This window comes from Paenibacillus sp. AK121 (genome assembly GCF_019042715.1).
GTDB lineage: Bacteria > Bacillota > Bacilli > Paenibacillales > Paenibacillaceae > Paenibacillus > Paenibacillus polymyxa_C.
Map to the genome: position 1 here is coordinate 186358 of NZ_JAHPJM010000007.1, position 18272 is coordinate 204629.

17 protein-coding genes are annotated in these 18272 nt (G+C 46.9%); 12 read left to right on the forward strand and 5 right to left on the reverse strand.

The features are described 5' to 3' along the window. Positions 1 to 23 precede the first annotated feature (23 nt). Together KSP24_RS15010 and KSP24_RS15015 are read left to right on the forward strand one after the other, a co-directional pair. Positions 24 to 245, forward strand: a complete 222-nt coding sequence (locus KSP24_RS15010) for a YuzB family protein (protein ID WP_013370463.1) — start codon at positions 24 to 26, stop codon at positions 243 to 245. 93 nt (positions 246 to 338) lie between these two features. Next, positions 339 to 608, forward strand: coding sequence for a hypothetical protein (locus tag KSP24_RS15015; protein WP_013370464.1), 270 nt, complete (start codon positions 339 to 341; stop codon positions 606 to 608). Positions 609 to 734: 126 nt separating this feature from the next. On the opposite strand, the gene KSP24_RS15020 is transcribed toward KSP24_RS15015, so the two are convergent. Together KSP24_RS15020 and KSP24_RS15025 are read right to left on the reverse strand one after the other, a co-directional pair. After that, positions 735 to 2717 carry an LTA synthase family protein gene (locus tag KSP24_RS15020; RefSeq protein ID WP_216975604.1) on the reverse strand — a complete coding sequence of 661 codons (1983 nt, stop codon included), beginning with the start codon at positions 2715 to 2717 and terminating at the stop codon, positions 735 to 737. Positions 2718 to 2904: 187 nt separating this feature from the next. Beyond that, positions 2905 to 4065 (reverse strand): THUMP domain-containing class I SAM-dependent RNA methyltransferase, encoded by a 1161-nt coding sequence (locus KSP24_RS15025; protein ID WP_216975606.1) that lies wholly within the window; start codon positions 4063 to 4065, stop codon positions 2905 to 2907. 156 nt (positions 4066 to 4221) lie between these two features. Here KSP24_RS15025 and KSP24_RS15030 point away from each other — a divergent pair, with 156 nt between their 5' ends. Continuing rightward, positions 4222 to 4866, forward strand: coding sequence for an O-methyltransferase (locus KSP24_RS15030; protein WP_013370467.1), 645 nt, complete (start codon positions 4222 to 4224; stop codon positions 4864 to 4866). Between the two features lie 104 nt (positions 4867 to 4970). On the opposite strand, the gene KSP24_RS15035 is transcribed toward KSP24_RS15030, so the two are convergent. Next, positions 4971 to 6191, reverse strand: coding sequence for an MFS transporter (locus KSP24_RS15035; protein WP_013370468.1), 1221 nt, complete (start codon positions 6189 to 6191; stop codon positions 4971 to 4973). A gap of 231 nt (positions 6192 to 6422) precedes the next feature. Between KSP24_RS15035 and hemE the strand changes: the two genes are divergently transcribed. The 9 genes from hemE (at position 6423) to KSP24_RS15080 (ending at position 16655) form a co-directional block, all read left to right on the forward strand. Continuing rightward, positions 6423 to 7478: a uroporphyrinogen decarboxylase gene (hemE, locus tag KSP24_RS15040; protein WP_013370469.1), complete on the forward strand. Its 1056-nt coding sequence runs from the start codon at positions 6423 to 6425 to the stop codon at positions 7476 to 7478. 22 nt (positions 7479 to 7500) lie between these two features. After that, positions 7501 to 8442 (forward strand): ferrochelatase, encoded by a 942-nt coding sequence (hemH, locus tag KSP24_RS15045; RefSeq protein WP_025676991.1) that lies wholly within the window; start codon positions 7501 to 7503, stop codon positions 8440 to 8442. Between the two features lie 7 nt (positions 8443 to 8449). Next, positions 8450 to 9895, forward strand: coding sequence for a protoporphyrinogen oxidase (gene hemY / locus KSP24_RS15050; RefSeq protein ID WP_216975609.1), 1446 nt, complete (start codon positions 8450 to 8452; stop codon positions 9893 to 9895). A 137-nt stretch (positions 9896 to 10032) separates the two neighbouring features. Beyond that, positions 10033 to 11454, forward strand: coding sequence for a CapA family protein (locus tag KSP24_RS15055; RefSeq protein ID WP_216975611.1), 1422 nt, complete (start codon positions 10033 to 10035; stop codon positions 11452 to 11454). A gap of 81 nt (positions 11455 to 11535) precedes the next feature. After that, entirely contained in the window at positions 11536 to 12306 is a 771-nt protein-coding gene (locus KSP24_RS15060) for a glycerophosphodiester phosphodiesterase (protein WP_216975613.1), read from the forward strand. Positions 12307 to 12344: 38 nt separating this feature from the next. Next, a complete protein-coding gene (locus KSP24_RS15065; protein ID WP_216975615.1) occupies positions 12345 to 12968 on the forward strand; it encodes a fumarylacetoacetate hydrolase family protein in 624 nt (207 codons plus the stop codon). Between the two features lie 162 nt (positions 12969 to 13130). Beyond that, positions 13131 to 13937 (forward strand): DUF92 domain-containing protein, encoded by an 807-nt coding sequence (locus KSP24_RS15070; RefSeq protein ID WP_040101664.1) that lies wholly within the window; start codon positions 13131 to 13133, stop codon positions 13935 to 13937. Positions 13938 to 14004: 67 nt separating this feature from the next. Beyond that, positions 14005 to 14583 carry a TetR/AcrR family transcriptional regulator gene (locus KSP24_RS15075; RefSeq protein WP_025676981.1) on the forward strand — a complete coding sequence of 193 codons (579 nt, stop codon included), beginning with the start codon at positions 14005 to 14007 and terminating at the stop codon, positions 14581 to 14583. Between the two features lie 122 nt (positions 14584 to 14705). Next, the gene (locus tag KSP24_RS15080) at positions 14706 to 16655 is read left to right on the forward strand and encodes an ABC-F family ATP-binding cassette domain-containing protein (RefSeq protein ID WP_216975617.1); all 1950 of its coding nucleotides are present in this window, start codon (positions 14706 to 14708) and stop codon (positions 16653 to 16655) included. A gap of 89 nt (positions 16656 to 16744) precedes the next feature. Here KSP24_RS15080 and KSP24_RS15085 read toward each other — a convergent pair whose 3' ends face one another. Together KSP24_RS15085 and KSP24_RS15090 are read right to left on the reverse strand one after the other, a co-directional pair. Next, positions 16745 to 17782, reverse strand: coding sequence for a M42 family metallopeptidase (locus KSP24_RS15085; protein WP_040101662.1), 1038 nt, complete (start codon positions 17780 to 17782; stop codon positions 16745 to 16747). A 13-nt stretch (positions 17783 to 17795) separates the two neighbouring features. Continuing rightward, entirely contained in the window at positions 17796 to 18218 is a 423-nt protein-coding gene (locus tag KSP24_RS15090; RefSeq protein WP_040101661.1) for a LapA family protein, read from the reverse strand. Positions 18219 to 18272 lie beyond the last annotated feature (54 nt).

The window sequence follows — 18272 nt, forward strand, 5'->3', positions numbered from 1 at the left end:
GCCGGAGCTCGGAGGGATGACAGATGGCTAATGATATTCGCGTATGTGATGAGTGCAATCATATCCGCTTAAAAACGATCTTGCCTAAGTTGAAAAAGATGGCACCCGATGCGGAGATCAAAATCGGTTGCAAATCGTATTGCGGTCCTTGTGGAAAACGGGCGTTTGTGTATGTGAACGGACGTTATGTGAGTGCGGCCACAGAGGATGAAGTATTAGAGAAGGCTGCACGCTTTATAAAATAGTTCGAGTGCGCATCGTTGGCACCTTTTGAATAGTTCCCCTCCTTCTGATCCATGCTAATGAATGTAGACCATGCCCAGAAGGAGGAGTAACTCATGGCCCAATATGATTCCAATCTCGACAATCACAGTGTCGAAGCTCAAACACAAAACTCGGTGGACAAGCTCCACAATGCCGTGTCTCAGGCATTGTCACATCCGGCTGAACAGCTGATTGAGCAAGCGGAGCAATCTCGCACTCATGCGGAGCATGCTATACAGCAGGCAAAGGATAGCCTTGGTGACGATGCAGTAGAAGTTGCTGAGGAAATGCTTGGTGAAGAGGTACAGCGTCTTGATCAGGCTAAAAAAACGTTGCGTTCCTGAGTATTTGTTAATGGTAACAAGCGCAGTCAAATGACTGTCAACACAAAAATCCCGATCCACAGCCCTAACAAGCGATGGATCGGGATTTTTGTTATATATCAGGTAGTTATGCAATCGATATCCTTGTTACTTCTTTGCTTCAGTCTCCCATTCGCGAATAAGATCGTATGTGATGACCTGATCGGATATCTTTAATCGATTGAGAGCCTCAGTATAGCCTGGTCCGCAGGCATTCACATCTGTAGGTTGACCTGTACTCAGATTGTAACAGGTTCCCTTGGAGAATGTACCGTCCTCAGATGGAATGTAGTACACTCGTCCATCCGTGAAAGCGCCAGTACGCAGCACAACCATACGAGGTTTTCCACTAAACAGATCGTTACCCATAAAATGATATGGTTTTGTAGAAATCCCAAGTAGATGCATTACGGAAGGCGTCAGATCCAGCTGTCCTGCCGGTTCTGTATACGTGCCTGCCTGGCTTCCGTCAGGAAGATGCACAAGTAATGGCACCTGATTCATGATTTTCTGCATGTCCAGATCTGTAAGAGGCTTGCCTAAAAACTTTTCATACAGTGCTTTGTCTTTAATGGAATTGTCGTGATCCCCGTAGAACATCAGGATCGTATTATCCCACAATCCGTCTTTTTTCATCTGATCTACCAATTCACCCAAAGCCTCATCCACATAATGGACGGATTTTAGGTAGTCTCCGAACATCGTACCTTCAAACTCGCCAACATCCAAATCTACAGCGTCAGGTGACAGGTTGTACGGATGATGGCTCGAAATACCGACCATATAGGCGTAGAACGGTTGCTTAACTTCGGTTGTGAGATCGTTGAGCGTTTGTCTAAAAAAGGATTTGTCTCCCAGGGACCAGCCCAGAGGCTCATCTATTTTAAAATCCTTTTTACTGTAGAACTTGTCGTAGTTCATCGCCTTATACATCGTGTAACGGTTCCAGAAGCTGCTGTCGTACACATGAAACGCATTAGGACTATAACCTGTATCCTTCAAGATGGAAGGCAACGTATCGAATTTATGGTCCGCATAACGGATAAATACAGAACCCGTAGGGAGCGGATGCATTGAAGCGTGGGTAGAGAAGTCCGCGTCCGAAGTACGACCCTGCGCAGTTTGATGGAAATAATTATTAAAATACATGCTTTCCTTCGTCAGTTTGTCAAAGTTAGGCGTAATTGCTTGACCGTTGATCTGTTTGCCAATAAAAAAGTTCATGAACGCTTCAGCTTGGATGACCATCACATTTTTTCCCTTATACTTGCCGTATAGGTCATTTTTTACCTGAAGTAAATTCTGGTGTTGATTGAACCATTCCTTATCCTTATCAGATTCCACCTGAGCCAATGTAGGCTGGGGCCCAAGATGATCCTGACCGTAGCGGTAGATATCATATCCATGAAATCCGATCAATCCGGTTACGTTGTACAAGGCCATTGACCACCAGTTGCCGACAAATATGCCGGTTGCCCAAGTGGAGGTATATATTTTGATCGGTCCAAATGTCAAAACATAGCCAATCAGGAAAGCCAATGCCCCCTTGGAGAAGCGAAGCAGAAATCTTTTAGTGAAAGAGCTTCGTGATGCTTCTAAGTAATGATCATTCGTTGTAAACCGACGCCGTAAGGAAGCTACGAATATGACATACGGAATGAATAAAATCCAGTCTGCAAAAAAGAAAATATCCCACCAGTACATAAGAGATGCGATACTTCCACCCAGAGAATCAACTTGTCCAGCTTGAAGCAAAACGGGAATCGTAATGAAATCCTGGAAATACCGATAATAAACCATGTCGGAATAAATGAGCGCGGTGAGCAATATATCGAGCACCACAAGAGCAATCAAACGTCCGCGACGTGGCAGCCACAAGGTCCAAAAGCTTACAAGCAACAGGGAACCAATAGCAATGACATAATCCAGCGGATTCATGTCAATATTTTGGGCATGCAGGTTATAGTGAATCAGTACAAGCTTGCCAATCATAAGTAAAAAAAACAGAACTAAACCGAAATATTGAGACAGCAGCAGTCTGCTGAACATGTTACCAGTGCGTCTTGCACTGGTCGTGCGAATAACCAACACTTTACCCCCTCCGGCAGAAATGTTCGGCTAGTATAAACTACACATTAACGTAATGTTAAAACCGAAATGCCTTTAATTATTATAGCGCTCATCCTGCGCATTTCAATGATTAAGTAAAGAAAATACAGCACAAATGAGGCCAGGACAACGAACAAAGGGTTCGTTTCCTGGCCTATAGCTCGAACATTTAGGACTGCAACGGTGAAGTATCTTTGCGGCGCGGAGGCAGAGGACCCAGATACTGATAGTATTGGCATTCAATTCGGCCGTTAAACAGCTTACGGCGCTTATCGGCTTTGCGGCCCCAATAATGCTCAAATTGCTTGGTGGAGCTGATGGCAAAGAAGGACCAAGTCTTCATTTCGGCTGCCGTGCGTGCAAGTGTACGGATCAGTTTTTCCACCTCGGCTTGCTCGCTCAGTCTTTCGCCGTAAGGTGGATTTGTAATCATCACACCATACTGGCCCTCAAGTCTAACCTTGCTGGCAGGCAGCACCTTTAGTGAGATGTCTTTAGCAAAGCCTGCTGCCTTTACAGCTGCTTCAGCAACTTGTATAGCGCTAGGGTCGATATCGCTACCTGCGATCTCAAAAGGAATGTCATCACGAGTCAGATCCATCGCCTCGTCGCGAGCCTGATTCCATAATTTTCTGCCAATGACAGGCCAGTCTTCCGAGTTAAAGGTACGTCTCAGGCCTGGAGCAATGTTCCAGGCTTGCATAGCAGCTTCGACCAATAAAGTACCGGAACCGCAGCATGGGTCATAGAATGGTCGATCCGGGCTCCACCGACTAAGCTGAATAAGAGCGGAAGCCATTGTTTCTTTGAGAGGCGCCTCTGTAACAAGCTTGCGGTAACCTCGTTTGTGCAGTCCTGGACCAGTTGTGTCCAGCGTTATCAGCGCACGGTCATTCAATAGAATGACCTCAATGACGTAACGAGGACCATCTTCAGCAAACCAGTCTGTATGGTAGGTTTCCTTGAGCTTTTCTACAATCGCCTTCTTGACGATTCCTTGACTGGCTGGTACGCTACTAAGCTGTGATTTGTGTGAACGTCCCTCTACGGGAAATTCACCATCTACAGGAATCCAATCCTGCCAAGGCAATGCTTTGGTACCCTCAAACAGCTCGTCGAAGGTAGTTGCAGCAAATTCGCCCATTTTAATAAGAACGCGGTCAGATGTGCGAAGCCACAGGTTGCATCGGCATATATCCTTATAATCTCCGGAAAAAACGACGCGGCCATTCTCGACGGTCAGATCCGTGTACCCCAGTTCTCTGAGTTCTCGGGCCACAATGGCTTCCAGTCCCATCGGCGCAGTTGCAATTAGTTGCAGTTGAGTCATTAAACGTATTCACTCCGTCTCATAATCATGTAAGCTTGGTTCAATCCCTATAGTATAGGTCATTGTACTCGAAGAGACAAATCGTTAAGGCAAATAATTTACGAAGGACACCGCGTCCAACCTGCGTTATGATAAAGCAAGAAGGAGAGATGAAACGTGGAAATCACACCCAATATGACACCTGAACAATATGTAGACCAGCTGGTACAGGAGGATGAAGCGCTGCGCAGCATTAGGGAGGCTATTGTTAAAGAAGGGATGCCGGAGGTATCGGTTGCTCATCCCTATGGAAAGCTGTTGACCTTTCTCGTGGAAGTCTCTGGTGCACAGCAGGTACTGGAGATCGGAGCATTAGGAGGATACAGTGGATTATGCCTGGCCCGTGGGCTGGGAGAGAAAGGTCGCATCGTGTCCCTGGAGCTGAAAGAAGCGTACGCTGCGCTGGCTCATCAACATATGAAAAACAATGGCTACGGTGATCGTGTCGAGTATCGTATTGGACCCGCAGCGGACAGCCTGAAGAAGCTTCAGGAAGAAGGAAAGACTTTTGACTTTTTTTTCATTGATGCGGATAAGGAAAATTACCCAGTGTATCTGGAGTATGCGATTGCACTGGCCAATCCAGGCGCTATAATTGCCGGAGATAACTGTTTTCTTCGGGGACGCACACTGAACACCGACAAGAACGGACCTGCCGTACAGGCCGTGAGACGTTTTAACGAAACGATAGCAACGGATCCACGGCTAGTCAGTACGCTTTTGCCGGCTTATGATGGATTGGCGTTGGCACGAGTGAAGTAACGGGCGTCCCTTGAATGTAGCTATACCAAAAAGAACCTCCTTATCCACAGTGTGGAGCGGAGGTTCTTGTCTGTTAAGGCAGGCTGTCCTACCCGAAGGTTGTCTTACCTGAAATGAGGCGTAGCCTTACGATCAAAAAGCTTCATACGTACCCAGATTATATTGACAATCAGCAACACACCAGACATGATGAACAGTCCCTCGATGCCGATAAATCCGGAAAGCACTCCGCCAATGACCGCACCCAGCATATTCCCGAGCGCCAGTGAACTGGTATTGAATCCGAAAGAGCGGCTTTCCATTCCTTCCGGTGTATAGGTGCGAATCAGCGCATTTACGCTTGGTAGCAGACCGCCCATAAACACACCCATGAAAAAACGGATAATGACAAGCTGCCATACTTCATTGACAAAAGCTTGCGGAATGAGCATAATCGCCGTTCCGAGTAGTGCAATGGTCAAGATCTTGTGTGCTCCTATTTTGTCACTTAATCGTCCAAGGAGCGGTGCGGCTACCATATTCGATACGCCTGTAATAGCGGTAACGAACCCGGCAACCAGTGCAATTCCCTCTGCCGAGCCATATAGCTTTTGCACATACAAAGGTAGCAGAGAAACTGTACTGATCATGGCAAACTGGAGTAAGAATGTCACGGTGAACAAAGCCGGAAGCTGGGGCGTATGGCTTAGCTCCTTTAATCCGGCAAGAACCGAAATTTGTGGAATTCGCGCGGCCTCCGCTTTGCTGAAATTTTCTTTAACCAAAAACATTGCCATTAGAGAGGCTAGGAAAATAAGAGCTCCTGTAATGTAAAAGATCGGTCTGAACCCGACCCAGTCAGCCAAAAATCCGCCTAGCAAAGGGCCGAGAATTGTGCCAGCCATTTGACCGGACTGCATAATTCCCATAGCAAAGCCGGTTCGCTCTTTGGGAGTGGTACCCGACACTAGGGAAATAGAAGCCGGGTTGAAACCCGAAATTGTACCGTTTAGCAGGCGAAGCGCTAGCAGCTGCCATGGGTGGGTGACCAAACCCATACATCCGATGACCAGGGCCATGCCAAAGCCTGAGCGAAGCAGCATGACTTTACGTCCATATCGGTCGGCCAGCTTGCCCCATAATGGCTGAAATATAAACGAGGTCAAAAAGTTAGCTGCAAAAATAACTCCTGCCCACAGTCCTATATCGTGCTCGCCCTTCACATGGAGGTCTTGAGCCAAATATAGGGCAAGGAACGGAGTAATCATTGTAATTCCCGCATTGACCAGAAACTGACCGAACCAAAGCACAATGAGATTGATTTTCCACGTCTCCCACGTTTTCAATGTGCTTTCACTTCCTTTCTGCCATTCTCATCCTGTTGTAAAGGTACTTATTCATGTATAACTTTCCCGGAGCTTTAAAAAAGCCATTTCTCTAGTATAGCACACTTCATTGAAACTTTATCCAAATGTCATGGGTTTGTCATGGTTTGTTTGAGAGCGGCGGTTGTTACGACTCTTGAAAAAGGGCATAATAAAATATAGTATTTATGATTCGAACTGGAGGCTGAAGTCATGACCTACAATGATACTTTTATCCGCGCTTGCCGCAAGCAAGCTGTGGATCATATTCCCGTATGGTACATGCGGCAGGCCGGAAGGTATGACCCTGAGTATCGCAAAATTAAGGAAAAATACACGCTGCTTGAAATTTGCCGCCAGCCCGAGTTGGCCGCAGAAGTAACGTTGATGCCCGTGCGCAAGCTTGGGGTGGACGCTGCAATTTTATATTCTGATATTATGAATCCGGTAGCCTCGCTAGGGGTTGATTTTGATATTGTCAAAAATATTGGCCCGGTTATTGATAATCCGCTCCGTACAGCTGCAGACGTAGACAACTTGCGTCCGATTGATGTAGAACGCGATTTGGGTCATATTTTGGAAACCATCCGTATTTTAGACCGTGAGTTGAACGTGCCATTGATCACGTTTGCTGGAGCGCCTTTTACTATTGCCAGCTATTTAATAGAAGGAAGACCCTCCAAGGGATATATTCGCACCAAAGCGATGATGTATGGAGAGCCTGAACTATGGCATCGTTTGATGGATAAGCTAGGGGATATGGTTATTACATACGTGCGGGCCCATATCGCTAACGGTGGCAAGGCTTTTCAATTGTTTGATAGCTGGGTAGGTGCACTCTCGCCTTATGATTTTCAAACTTTTGTGTTGCCGACCATTGTACGTATTTTCCATGAGTTATCTGATCTGAATGTGCCTAAAATTTATTTTCCGGGCGTAAGCTCTGGTGAATTGCTTCCGCATTTGAGCGGGGTAAAAGCCGATGTGATTGGATTGGACTGGCGGGTAAGTATACCTGAAGGCCGTCGTCGCTTGGGTAACAGTTTTGGAGTGCAGGGCAATTTGGACCCTTATGTGCTTACTGCGCCGATGAATGTGATCAAGCAGTATGCAAAAAAAATTGTAGATGAAGGCATTCTGGAGCCGGGCTATATTTTCAATCTCGGTCACGGCTTATTTCCTGAAGCCTCGCTAGATAAGCTAAGAGAGCTTACCGATTATGTACATGAGTATTCTCGCTCTGTTTTGTCAAAAAATGAACACAACTAGAAAAGATAAGAGGGATCTGCTAATGAAAACCAAAGTGGGTGTACTGGTCATGTCCTACGGGACGCCGGAGAGTCTGGACCAGGTTGAAGCGTATTATACACATATTCGCCGTGGTCATGCTCCCTCGCCGGAGCAGTTAAAAGAATTAAAAGATCGCTACGAAGCCATTGTGGGTGGCGTGTTTCCGTTGCGTCAGAATACAGATCGACAGGTCCACAACTTGCAGGAAACCTTAAATCAGGAAAATCGCAACCCGGACATAGAATTTGTCTGTTATCAGGGGCTCAAACACGCCAAGCCGTTTATTGAGGACGGTATCGAAGCGATGGTGCAAGATGGCATTCGTACGGCGGTGGGTGTCGTGCTGGCTCCGCATTATTCCGTTATGAGTGTAGGCTCTTATATCAAGCGTGCACAGGCTAAGGCACAGGAACTGGATCTGGCCATATCATTTGTGGAGAGCTATTATCTTCATCCCAAGCTGATCAAGACGCTGACTGAGCGTGTGAACGCAAAACTGGCGCTTTTTGAAGAAGCGGGAGCCAAGCGGGACGAGGTTCGTGTTCTGTTCAGTGCGCATAGCTTGCCTGAGCGGATTTTGGCTATGGGTGATCCATATGTGGAGCAGTTAATGGCTACTTCGCAGGCTGTTGCGGATAAGGCGGGAATTACCAACTGGCAGTTTACGTGGCAAAGTGCCGGCCGTACAGCTGAACCGTGGCTGGGACCAGATATTTTGGATACCATGCACAGTCTTAAGGAAGAGCAAGTGGAGTATGTGCTGGCTGCGCCAGTTGGCTTTGTTTCTGATCACTTAGAGGTGTTATACGACCTGGATATTGAAGCACAGGCTTTGGCGAAAGAATTGGATATGCGTTTTCAGCGTATTGATTCACTCAACAGTGACCCACTGTATATGGAGACGCTTAGTGATGTCATCATAGACCAATGGAAAAAGGGATGAGGACATAATGGAGCAAAAGTTACGTAATATTGTAATTGTAGGTGGAGGCTTGACCGGGCTCAGCACTGCTTTTTATACACGAAAAATGTACAAAGAAGCTGGCTACACACCTCGAATTACGCTGGTGGAGAAAGCTTCCGCGCTAGGCGGAAAAATTGAAACATTGCATAAAGATGGTTTTGTCATAGAAAAGGGGCCAGATTCCTTTCTGGCCCGTAAAACGGCTATGATAGATCTGGCAAAAGAGTTAGAGATGGACCATGAGCTGGTAAGCACGAACCCTGAAGCTAAAAAGACATATATTTTGCATGAAGGTCAGCTTCATCCGATGCCTCCTGGGCTTGTGCTGGGCATTCCAACAGAGCTAAAACCATTTTTACGCAGTGGCCTGATCTCTTTAGGTGGAAAAATGCGGGCTATGATGGATTTTGTCATTCCGCCTCGACGTGAACCGGGAGATGAGGCACTGGGTGATTTTATTGAACGCCGACTGGGCAAAGAAGTGCTGGAGAATGTAACCGAGCCACTGCTGGCGGGAATCTATGCTGCCAACATGAAGACGCTAAGTTTGCAGGCAACTTTTCCACAGTTTGCAGAGGTGGAGCAGCAATACGGAAGCCTTATTCACGGGATGAGGACAGGTCGAAAACCAGCTGAAACACATACGGGTACGAAAAAAAGCGCCTTTTTGACCTTCCGTCAAGGCTTGCAAAGTTTGGTGCATGCGTTGCTGAATGATTTGTACGACTGTGATTTACGCACCGGAATTGCTGTTACAGAATTCACAAAGACAACGGAAACTAAAGGAAGTCCCTATCGCGTTATGTTGGACAATGGAGAGACGCTGGAGGCAGATGATATTTTTGTAACGACTCCCAATTTTGCTGCTGCGCCGCTATTGCGAGATCATGTAAATGTGTCTGCACTGGAAGCTGTTAATTACGTCTCCGTAGCGAACGTGGTCATGGCCTTTGATAAAAAAGATATTGAGAACGTCTTTGACGGCTCCGGTTTTCTGGTTCCTCGCAAAGAAGGACGTAGTGTCACAGCTTGTACTTGGACGTCCGCCAAGTGGCTACATACCAGCCCGGATGATAAGGTGCTGTTGCGTTGTTATGTAGGGCGAGCAGGAGCTGAAGAAACAGTAGACTTACCGGATAATGAGCTGATTGCGGTGGTACGTAAGGATTTGAAAGAGATGATGGGAGTTACAGCAACTCCGCTGTTCACGGAAATTACACGTCTTCGTAATTCCATGCCGCAATACCCGGTAGGGCACCCACAAGCTATAGCTAATCTGCGGGAAGAGCTACGCAGTGCGATGCCAGGGGTGTACGTTTTAGGCGCTGGCTATGATGCAATCGGTTTGCCGGACTGCATCCGTCAGGCCAAGGAATGGGCCTCCAAGGCTGTCCACACAGCACAACGGGAAGCCGTCAAGGTCCAGGTATAAATGTTCAATAATGAACCCTTCGCGATCCAGGCGAGGGGTTCTATTTATATAGAAATTTGATATATAATGGAGAAGGTGTAAAAGTCGCCAGCTAATAAGGAATGCATGTATATGGAATAGCATAGAAGGAGTGAAGAATGTACCCTCCCAGGTCACAGAGAAATGAAGGTCGAAAGAGAGCAAGAAAACCAAAAATAGGAAAGGCATGGATCATTACGAATCTGGTCTTGCTGTTCATGATTGTAGGACTTTTCGGTTATTATTACATATTTGAACACGATAGTAGTGGTTCTCTTGCGGAAAACGCCAAGTATTCGCAAACTGAAAAGAACATCCAAACGGGGTCTGCTAATGATGAGAATTCTACTCCCTCAGGAAGTGAAGATGTTAATGAAACGAAGGACTCTACTGTTCCAGACACAAGCAGTCGTCCCGTAACAACGCCCGACACCAATGCCTCCGAAGGCAGCTCTTCAGGAGCAAAATCATCTTCGGAGAAAGACGGGCAAGCACAGGAGGATTCGCCAAATAAGGATGTAAACAACGATGATGCACCCACCGAGAAGAGGGGAACGAAGGATGTCATAAAATCAAACACGGACGATGGGAATTCTCCAGCAGTTATCCTTCACTTCATAGGGGATGTGCAGTTCTCTGGTAAAGTTGAGCAGCGGTTGGAGCAGAACGGATTTGATTTTCCATACCAATATCTCGGAAGTTTGTTTCATAAAGACGATCTGACGATTGCCAATCTGGAAACACCGGTGACTACTAATGGCGTCGGTGCGTTAAATAAAACGTATGTGTATAAATCTTCGCCCAAGGCGCTAACTGCAATGGCAGCGGCAGGGGTCGATGCTGTAAATTTGGCCAACAATCATATTTTGGATCAGGGGACAAGTGGATTACTGGATACCCTGAAATATTTGGATGAAAAGGGTATAGCCCATGCTGGAGCTGGACGCAATGCTAAAGAAGCGTATGCACCGCATTATTTTGAACGTAACGGGATTAAAATTGCGTTGTTGGGGGCTACACGTGTCATGCCTGAAGCCAACTGGAATGCGAGTGCCAAACAGCCCGGTGTAGCAGGGGCTTATGATTCGACCGCTATCGTAAAGTCCATTCGTGAGGCACGAAATCAGGCTGATTTGGTGATTGTGGTTGCCCATTGGGGCAAGGAGCGGGCAACTACACTTGAACCCCATCAAACGGAGTTATCTCACGCTTTTATTGATGCTGGGGCCGATCTGGTCATTGGCGGGCATCCTCATGTGCTGCAAGGGATGGAGCAATATAAAGGCAAATGGATTGCATACAGCACAGGCAATTTTATTTTTTCTAAATCAACGGTGCCAGCCACTTGGGATACAGCGATATTTCAGGCCACCTGTACCCGAAACGGGGACTGTAAGATGAAGCTGACCCCTTACCGGGCGGAGCTGGGTCAACCGATCCCATTGAAAGATGTGGAGGCCAGCAAAATTTTACAGAAAGTAGCGGCACTGTCACCAAGTAATGTCTCGATAGGTGTAGATGGTACGGTAAGCGCTCAGTAGCAGTAAGAAAGAAATTGTCAATATGGACATGGACGGAACGATTGTATGAACGACTCCTTTGTGAATGGAGGTCATAACGAGATGGATCATTTGTGCGTGGCTCACCGCGGTTTCTCGGGAATTGCTCCCGAGAACACGATGGCAGCTTTTAAGCTTGCGCTGGAACAGCCTTTTGTGCACTGGATTGAACTGGATGTACAGCTGTCAAAGGACGGTGTTCCTGTGGTCTTTCATGATTTTACGCTGGAGCGAACGACGAACGGTACGGGACGAGTGAAAGATGCAGACTGGAAACAATTGCAACGACTCGATGCAGGTAGCTGGAAAAATGCACAATATCACGGGGAACCTATTCCTTCCCTCGCCCAAGTGCTTGACTTGTGCCAGGGGCGTGTATCGCTCAATATTGAGCTCAAAACTGCTGGTGATATGTATCCCGGACTAGAGAAAGCCGTCCTACGTGAAATTATAATGAGGGGGATGGAGGCTGAGGTGGTTTTGACCTCTTTTGAGCGTGCGGCATTGCGCCGAGCAAAAGAACTGGCACCCGAAATCCGTACTGGACTGATTATCGATGCCCGTCCAGACGATTTGGCAAAGCAATTAGAAAATCTGCAATGTTCTTTTTTATCTATTGGCTATCCACGGATAGACCGAAAGCTCTTGAAAGATCTGATCGGACGGGGTATTACGGTCATGGCGTGGACGGTGGATGACCGGCGTATCATGCGGAGATTGTCCTTATTACATCCTGAATTGATGATTTGCACTAATTGGCCGGATCGCTGGGAGCAGGTTTTTTTGCTTTCTAAGCCCCGGATGTGGCACTATATACGTAAACTTATTCGTTAATCAATTGGACTACATACGCGGAAGGGTGACGGATCGTAATGAACGTAGAAATTCATAATGTTTATTGTGTCGGACGCAATTATAAGTTGCATGCGGAGGAACTGGGGAATGAGGTTCCGACAGAACCAATGATTTTCTTGAAGCCATCTCATGCGGTTGTGCCGCTGGATGGTGCTGCGCTGGAGCTTCCTCAAGGTAAGGGAGATATTCATTTTGAGACTGAACTGGTTGTCGCTGTAGGCCGTAACTACGAACCAGGCATGACCGCAGATGCGTGTCTGAACGCTTTTGCATTTGGCATTGATTTTACCCTGCGTGATGTACAAAGTACGCTCAAGAAAAAAGGCCACCCGTGGACTGCTGCCAAAGGCTTTAAATCGTCTGCACCTGTGACACCGTTCTTGCCTTTGGAGAGCTTGGACGTGCTGGAGCAGCAGGATTTTTCCTTATTCAAAAATGGACAAGAGGTGCAGCGTGGGCATGTCAAGGACATGATCTTTTCCATCCAGCACATCGTTGAATATATAGCGACTCAATATGGACTAGGTAAGGGAGATATTATTTTTACTGGCACTCCGGCGGGTGTAGGGCCTACAACGAGCGGGGACCACTTTGAGCTTTACTGGGGGAGTGAGCGTCAGGGAAGCTTCACCATCGGCTAAATCTACAGTGGCAATAATAAAGATACTTAAAAAAGTCTTGTGAAGGCCGTGTCCTGTGCGAAAGCATGGAGCACGGCTTTTATATAAGCGTACAGCATTGTACAATGATATACAGAACTACAAGCGAAAAACAGAGATTCATCTCAAATGCGGGGGTATATCATGGACTGGATCATCGGATTGCTTTCCGCTGCTGTGGTAGCGGGGGCTGCATTTTATAAAAAATCTTTAACCTTATCCGGCTTTGCTGCGGCTGTACTGATGGGAACTGTGTATTATGGGGCGGGCAACCTGTTTTGGTTTGGTACATTGCTCTTATTCTTTATCACGTCCACCCTATTGTCGAGGTTCAAAAAGGAACGCAAGGCTGAGCTCGAAAAATCGTATGCCAAAACAGGCAATCGGGATGCAGGGCAAGTATGGGCTAATGGGGGATTAGGCATGCTGCTATGCCTAGGTTATGCGATATGGCCTCATGTTGCCTGGCAACTGGCATTTGTCGGTGTTATGGCTACGGTCACCTCCGATACGTGGGCAACAGAATTTGGAAGCCTGAGTCGTAAGCCGCCTCGTTCGGTGCTTACCGGGAAGGTGCTGGCACCCGGAACCTCAGGAGGAGTATCTGTATTAGGAACGGCTGCGGCCTTGGCTGGTGGCATACTGATCGGTATTGGCGCATGGGGCTTTGGACACACCGTAGGAATGCCGGAATTGCCGTTATGGCTGTGGGCACTGATTGGGGGAATATCCGGCAGTGCCGGAGCTTTTGCTGATTCTTATCTTGGTGCTACGGTGCAATTGATGCGCTCCTGCCCAGTTTGCAAGCGGGAAGTAGAAGTAGACACACATTGTGGACAAACGACAGTTTATATGCGAGGCTGGCATTGGATGAGCAATGATCGGGTGAATAGTATTAGCTCTATTTTCGGAGGATTGGTCGCGCTTGCAGGCATTTTCTTTATACTCTGAACACGGGGCTGGAGATCGCTCTAGGGAATAACTGCGTGCTTCAATCATGGTTTCAGGAGGTGCAAAGATGGGTGAAATGCACGGAGATAAATATGAAGCTATTTTGAACGCTGCTTACACTGTCTTCGGCACCAAAGGCTTTTATGAAAGCAAAATTTCCGAAATTGCAGAACAAGCAGGTGTTGCTAAAGGCACGGTATACTTGTACTTTAAAAGTAAAGAGCAGCTATTTACAGCAGTCACACGTAGAGATTGCGAACAATACCTAGCCGAAATGCAAGACGCATTAGTCAATCGTACTTTGGGAGAGGGATTGCTGCGAATGGCGAGTTTGCATCTCCACTATTATTACAAACGCAAGCAGCATACTAAATTATTTTTTATGACTCCGAATAGTGATCCCGATCTCATAGAGTTTATGCGGGGATTTATTCAGGACTATACCAATCTGGTCAAAAATAAACTGGCGTCAGAGGGTGTATTGCAGCCCGAATTTCATGCGAAGGCATTCATTGGTATGATGGAACGCCTAAAAATGGATATTTTGTTGAATCAAGATTTCCGTGAATGTGACGTGGATCAGACGGCTGCATTGGCAGCTAATTTATTTATGCATGGCTGTGAAGCCGGAGTACAAAAATCCTGACATGTTGTCTTTGAAAACCGTACTGGCATTGTTCAGCTAACGGTTTTTTTTAATCATTGGCTGTGTCTGTGTTAAAATAGACAAGATGCATCACAAAATTGGGGAAGAGTAGGGAATCTGTAATGAATATTATGACCGTTGAACATATAACAAAAAGCTACGGCGAGAAAATGTTGTTCGAAGATGTTTCCTTCGGTATGGATGAGCGTGACAAAATAGGGGTTGTTGGTGTAAATGGCACTGGCAAATCGACGTTTTTACGTGTGATTTCCGGCTTAGAGCCGCCAGATGAGGGTAATATTGCAGTGAACAACGATGTGCGAATTCAGTATCTGGCACAAAATCCGGAGTTTGATCCTGAAATGAAGGTACTCCAGCATATTTTTCATGGTAATCAGCCTGAAATGAAAGCAGTGCGTGAATATACGGAAACCATGGAGTTACTGGAGTTGAATCCGGGTAGCGAGGAGCTCCAAAACCGCCTGCTGCGAGCAAGCCAGCAAATGGATACGTTCCAAGCATGGCAGCTGGAGAGCGAGGCCAAAAATATACTTACCCGACTGGGGATCACCCAGTTTGAGTCTCGAATGGGCGTTCTCTCCGGTGGTCAGCGTAAACGGGTTGCTTTGGCTGCGGCTTTGATCCAACCCTGTGAGCTGCTCATTCTGGACGAGCCTACCAACCATATTGATAATGATTCCGTTGCATGGTTGGAGCAATATTTGCAAAAAAGACGCGGTGCGTTATTAATGATCACGCATGATCGCTATTTTCTGGATAGAGTTGCTAATGTCATGTTAGAGCTGGATCATGGTCGCCTTTTCCGTTATGAGGCTAACTATACCCGTTTTCTGGAGCTGAAGGCAGAACGCGAGGAGCGGGAAGCGTCATCGGAACAAAAAAGGAAGAACCTGCTGCGTAATGAGCTGGCCTGGATTCGCCGAGGAGCAAAGGCACGTTCGACCAAGCAGAAAGCTCGTATTGACCGTTATGAGCAGCTCAGGGATCAGCAACCGGAAGCTCGTTCTGGATCTGTAGATATGTCCGTTGCCTCCACACGGCTGGGTAAAAAGATATTGGAGATCGAGGAGCTGTCCAAATCGGTAGATTCTCGTAAGCTGATTCAGGATTTGAGTTACATTGCGGTTCCTGGTGATCGTGTGGGCATCCTGGGACCTAACGGTAGTGGAAAATCCACTCTGCTCCAAATGATTGCCCAGCGTGTAGAACCAGATTCCGGCAGTGTTGTACTGGGACCGACTGTGAAGCTTGGTTATTTTACTCAAGAACATCAGGAAATGGACGAATCTTTGCGTGTCATTGAATATATTAAGGAAGAAGCCGAAGTGATTCGTACGGCAGACGGTTCGACGATTACAGCTGCGCAGATGCTGGAACGGTTTCTGTTTGCACCAAGCGCGCAATGGACGGTTATTTCTCGTTTATCGGGGGGCGAAAAACGTCGCTTGTATCTGCTGCGTGTCCTTATGTCCGCACCGAATGTACTATTGTTGGATGAACCGACAAATGATCTTGATATTCAGACTCTTTCCGTTTTGGAAGACTATCTGGATGAGTTCCCGGGCGTAGTTTTTATCGTTTCTCATGATCGTTATTTCCTGGATCGGACCGTGGACAAAATACTGGCTTTCGAAGGGAATGGGCAAGTACGTGTACATGTAGGCGACTATAGCGAGTATGCAGAATGGATCAGTAAAAATGCTCAATCTTCTGCGAATACGTCTGACTCGACGGGTACAGCTTCCTCGAATCGTTCTTCTACGCCTAAGTCTGCTGGTTCTTCCGATTCAGTCAAGGGGACAAGTAAACCCAAGCTTAAATTTACCTTTAAGGAACAGCGGGAATATGAGCAGATTGATGAGCTGATTGAACAAGCCGAACAGAAATTGGCCGATATTCAGCGACAGATGGAGGAATCTTTCAGCGATTCGGCACGGTTGCAGGAGCTCATGGCTGAGCAAGCGAAGGCCGAACAGCATCTAGAGTACCAAATGGAACGCTGGACCTATTTGAATGAGCTAGCCGAGCAAATTGAACAAAGTAAATCTTAAAAATAAAAGCAAGTCTCCATTTAGATGGAGGCTTGCTTTTTTGTAGAAATAGAAGTATGTGCACCTGTTTTCCATGCAGCATAAAATGGTTAAGCTGTTACGTAAGCCGCGAGCAGACGGGCAGTGTTCACTACGGCCTGCTTATGCGTGCGTTCCATTGCGTGAGAGGCGTGTACGCCAGGTCCGATCAGTGCAGCACGAATGTTATTGCCTGCTTTAAGCGCAGCCGAAGCGTCTGAGCCATAGTGTGGATAAATATCTACCGCATACGGAATATTCAGTTCCTTAGCCAGCTCAATCAGACGGGTTGTCATGTTGTAGTCGTAAGGACCTGAGGAGTCTTTGGCACAGATGGAAACGTCCGTTTCCTTGCAGCTTAGATCTTCACCTATGCAGCCCATGTCGACAGCAATCATCTCACTGATTCCATCGGGTATGTAAGCCGCTCCATGCCCCACTTCTTCATAGTTGGAAATGAGCAATTTAACAGTATGTCGAGGCTTCCAGCCTCCATGTACAGATGATTCTAATAAACCAAACAGTGCCGCTACGCTGGCTTTATCATCCAAGTGCCGCGACTTGATAAAGCCACTGGGCGTTACGACTGGGCGCGCATCGAACGAAATAAAATCGCCCACCGAAATACCGAGCTGAAGCACGTCTTCTTTCGACTCGACAAGCTCGTCAATCCGTACCTCCATATGGCTCTCCTTACGATCAAAGCTTCGTGCATCATCATAGACGTGCACGGATGGGTGGCTGGATAGAATAGTGCCCGTATAGGTTTGTCCGCTTCTGGTATGAATAAGGCAGTATTCGTTCTCAATGCTGTTCATCATGAAGCCACCCACAGATGTCAGGCGTAGGGTACCATGCGCTGTAATCGAACGTACCATTGCGCCCAATGTATCCACATGCGCGCTAAGCGCCACTGTACGGTCCGTTGCTTGACCTTCCAGAGTCAGGATAGCACCGCCTTTTGCATTCCATTCGAGGGGTACTCCTAGCTTTTCGGCTTCCTTACGAATCAGCTCCATTACATGATGTGTATATCCACTGGGACTAGGCGTGTTCAAAAGCTGATTTAAAAGGCTCATGATATAGTTTTCATTTAATTGAATTGTCATTTGTTGCTCCTCCTCATTTGGACAACCGATCAGGGTTAGAGGACGATTGCTCTATACCTGGGTCGGATGTAGACACCGTGCTGGAAGAACCAGTCGTGTTACTGGACACATTCGCATATGCTTCGACTGCCGATGTGTGCTCTTCTTGTAGTGTATGAAGCTGATTAGTCAGACGTTTAATCTCTCTCTGAAGCCTATATTGGCGGAAGATACCGAAAGAACCGACAATAAGTCCACCTAAAAGAGTGCAACCGAGAATAAGTAGAATCAAAGGGATGCTAACCCTACTAAACAGAAGGTTCACTTGAACCGAATTGACATTAATAACAGCAAAAACAGCTGTTAACAAAGCTATAACAAGTGCTGCGATCAAAGACCATTGTGTTTTCAAAATGCCACCTCCTTCCGTTACATTATAAAATCCCTTGTCCGCCATGGACAAGGGATTTATCCGTGCATCTTTTTAATGCGGGATTCTAAGTGTGCACGG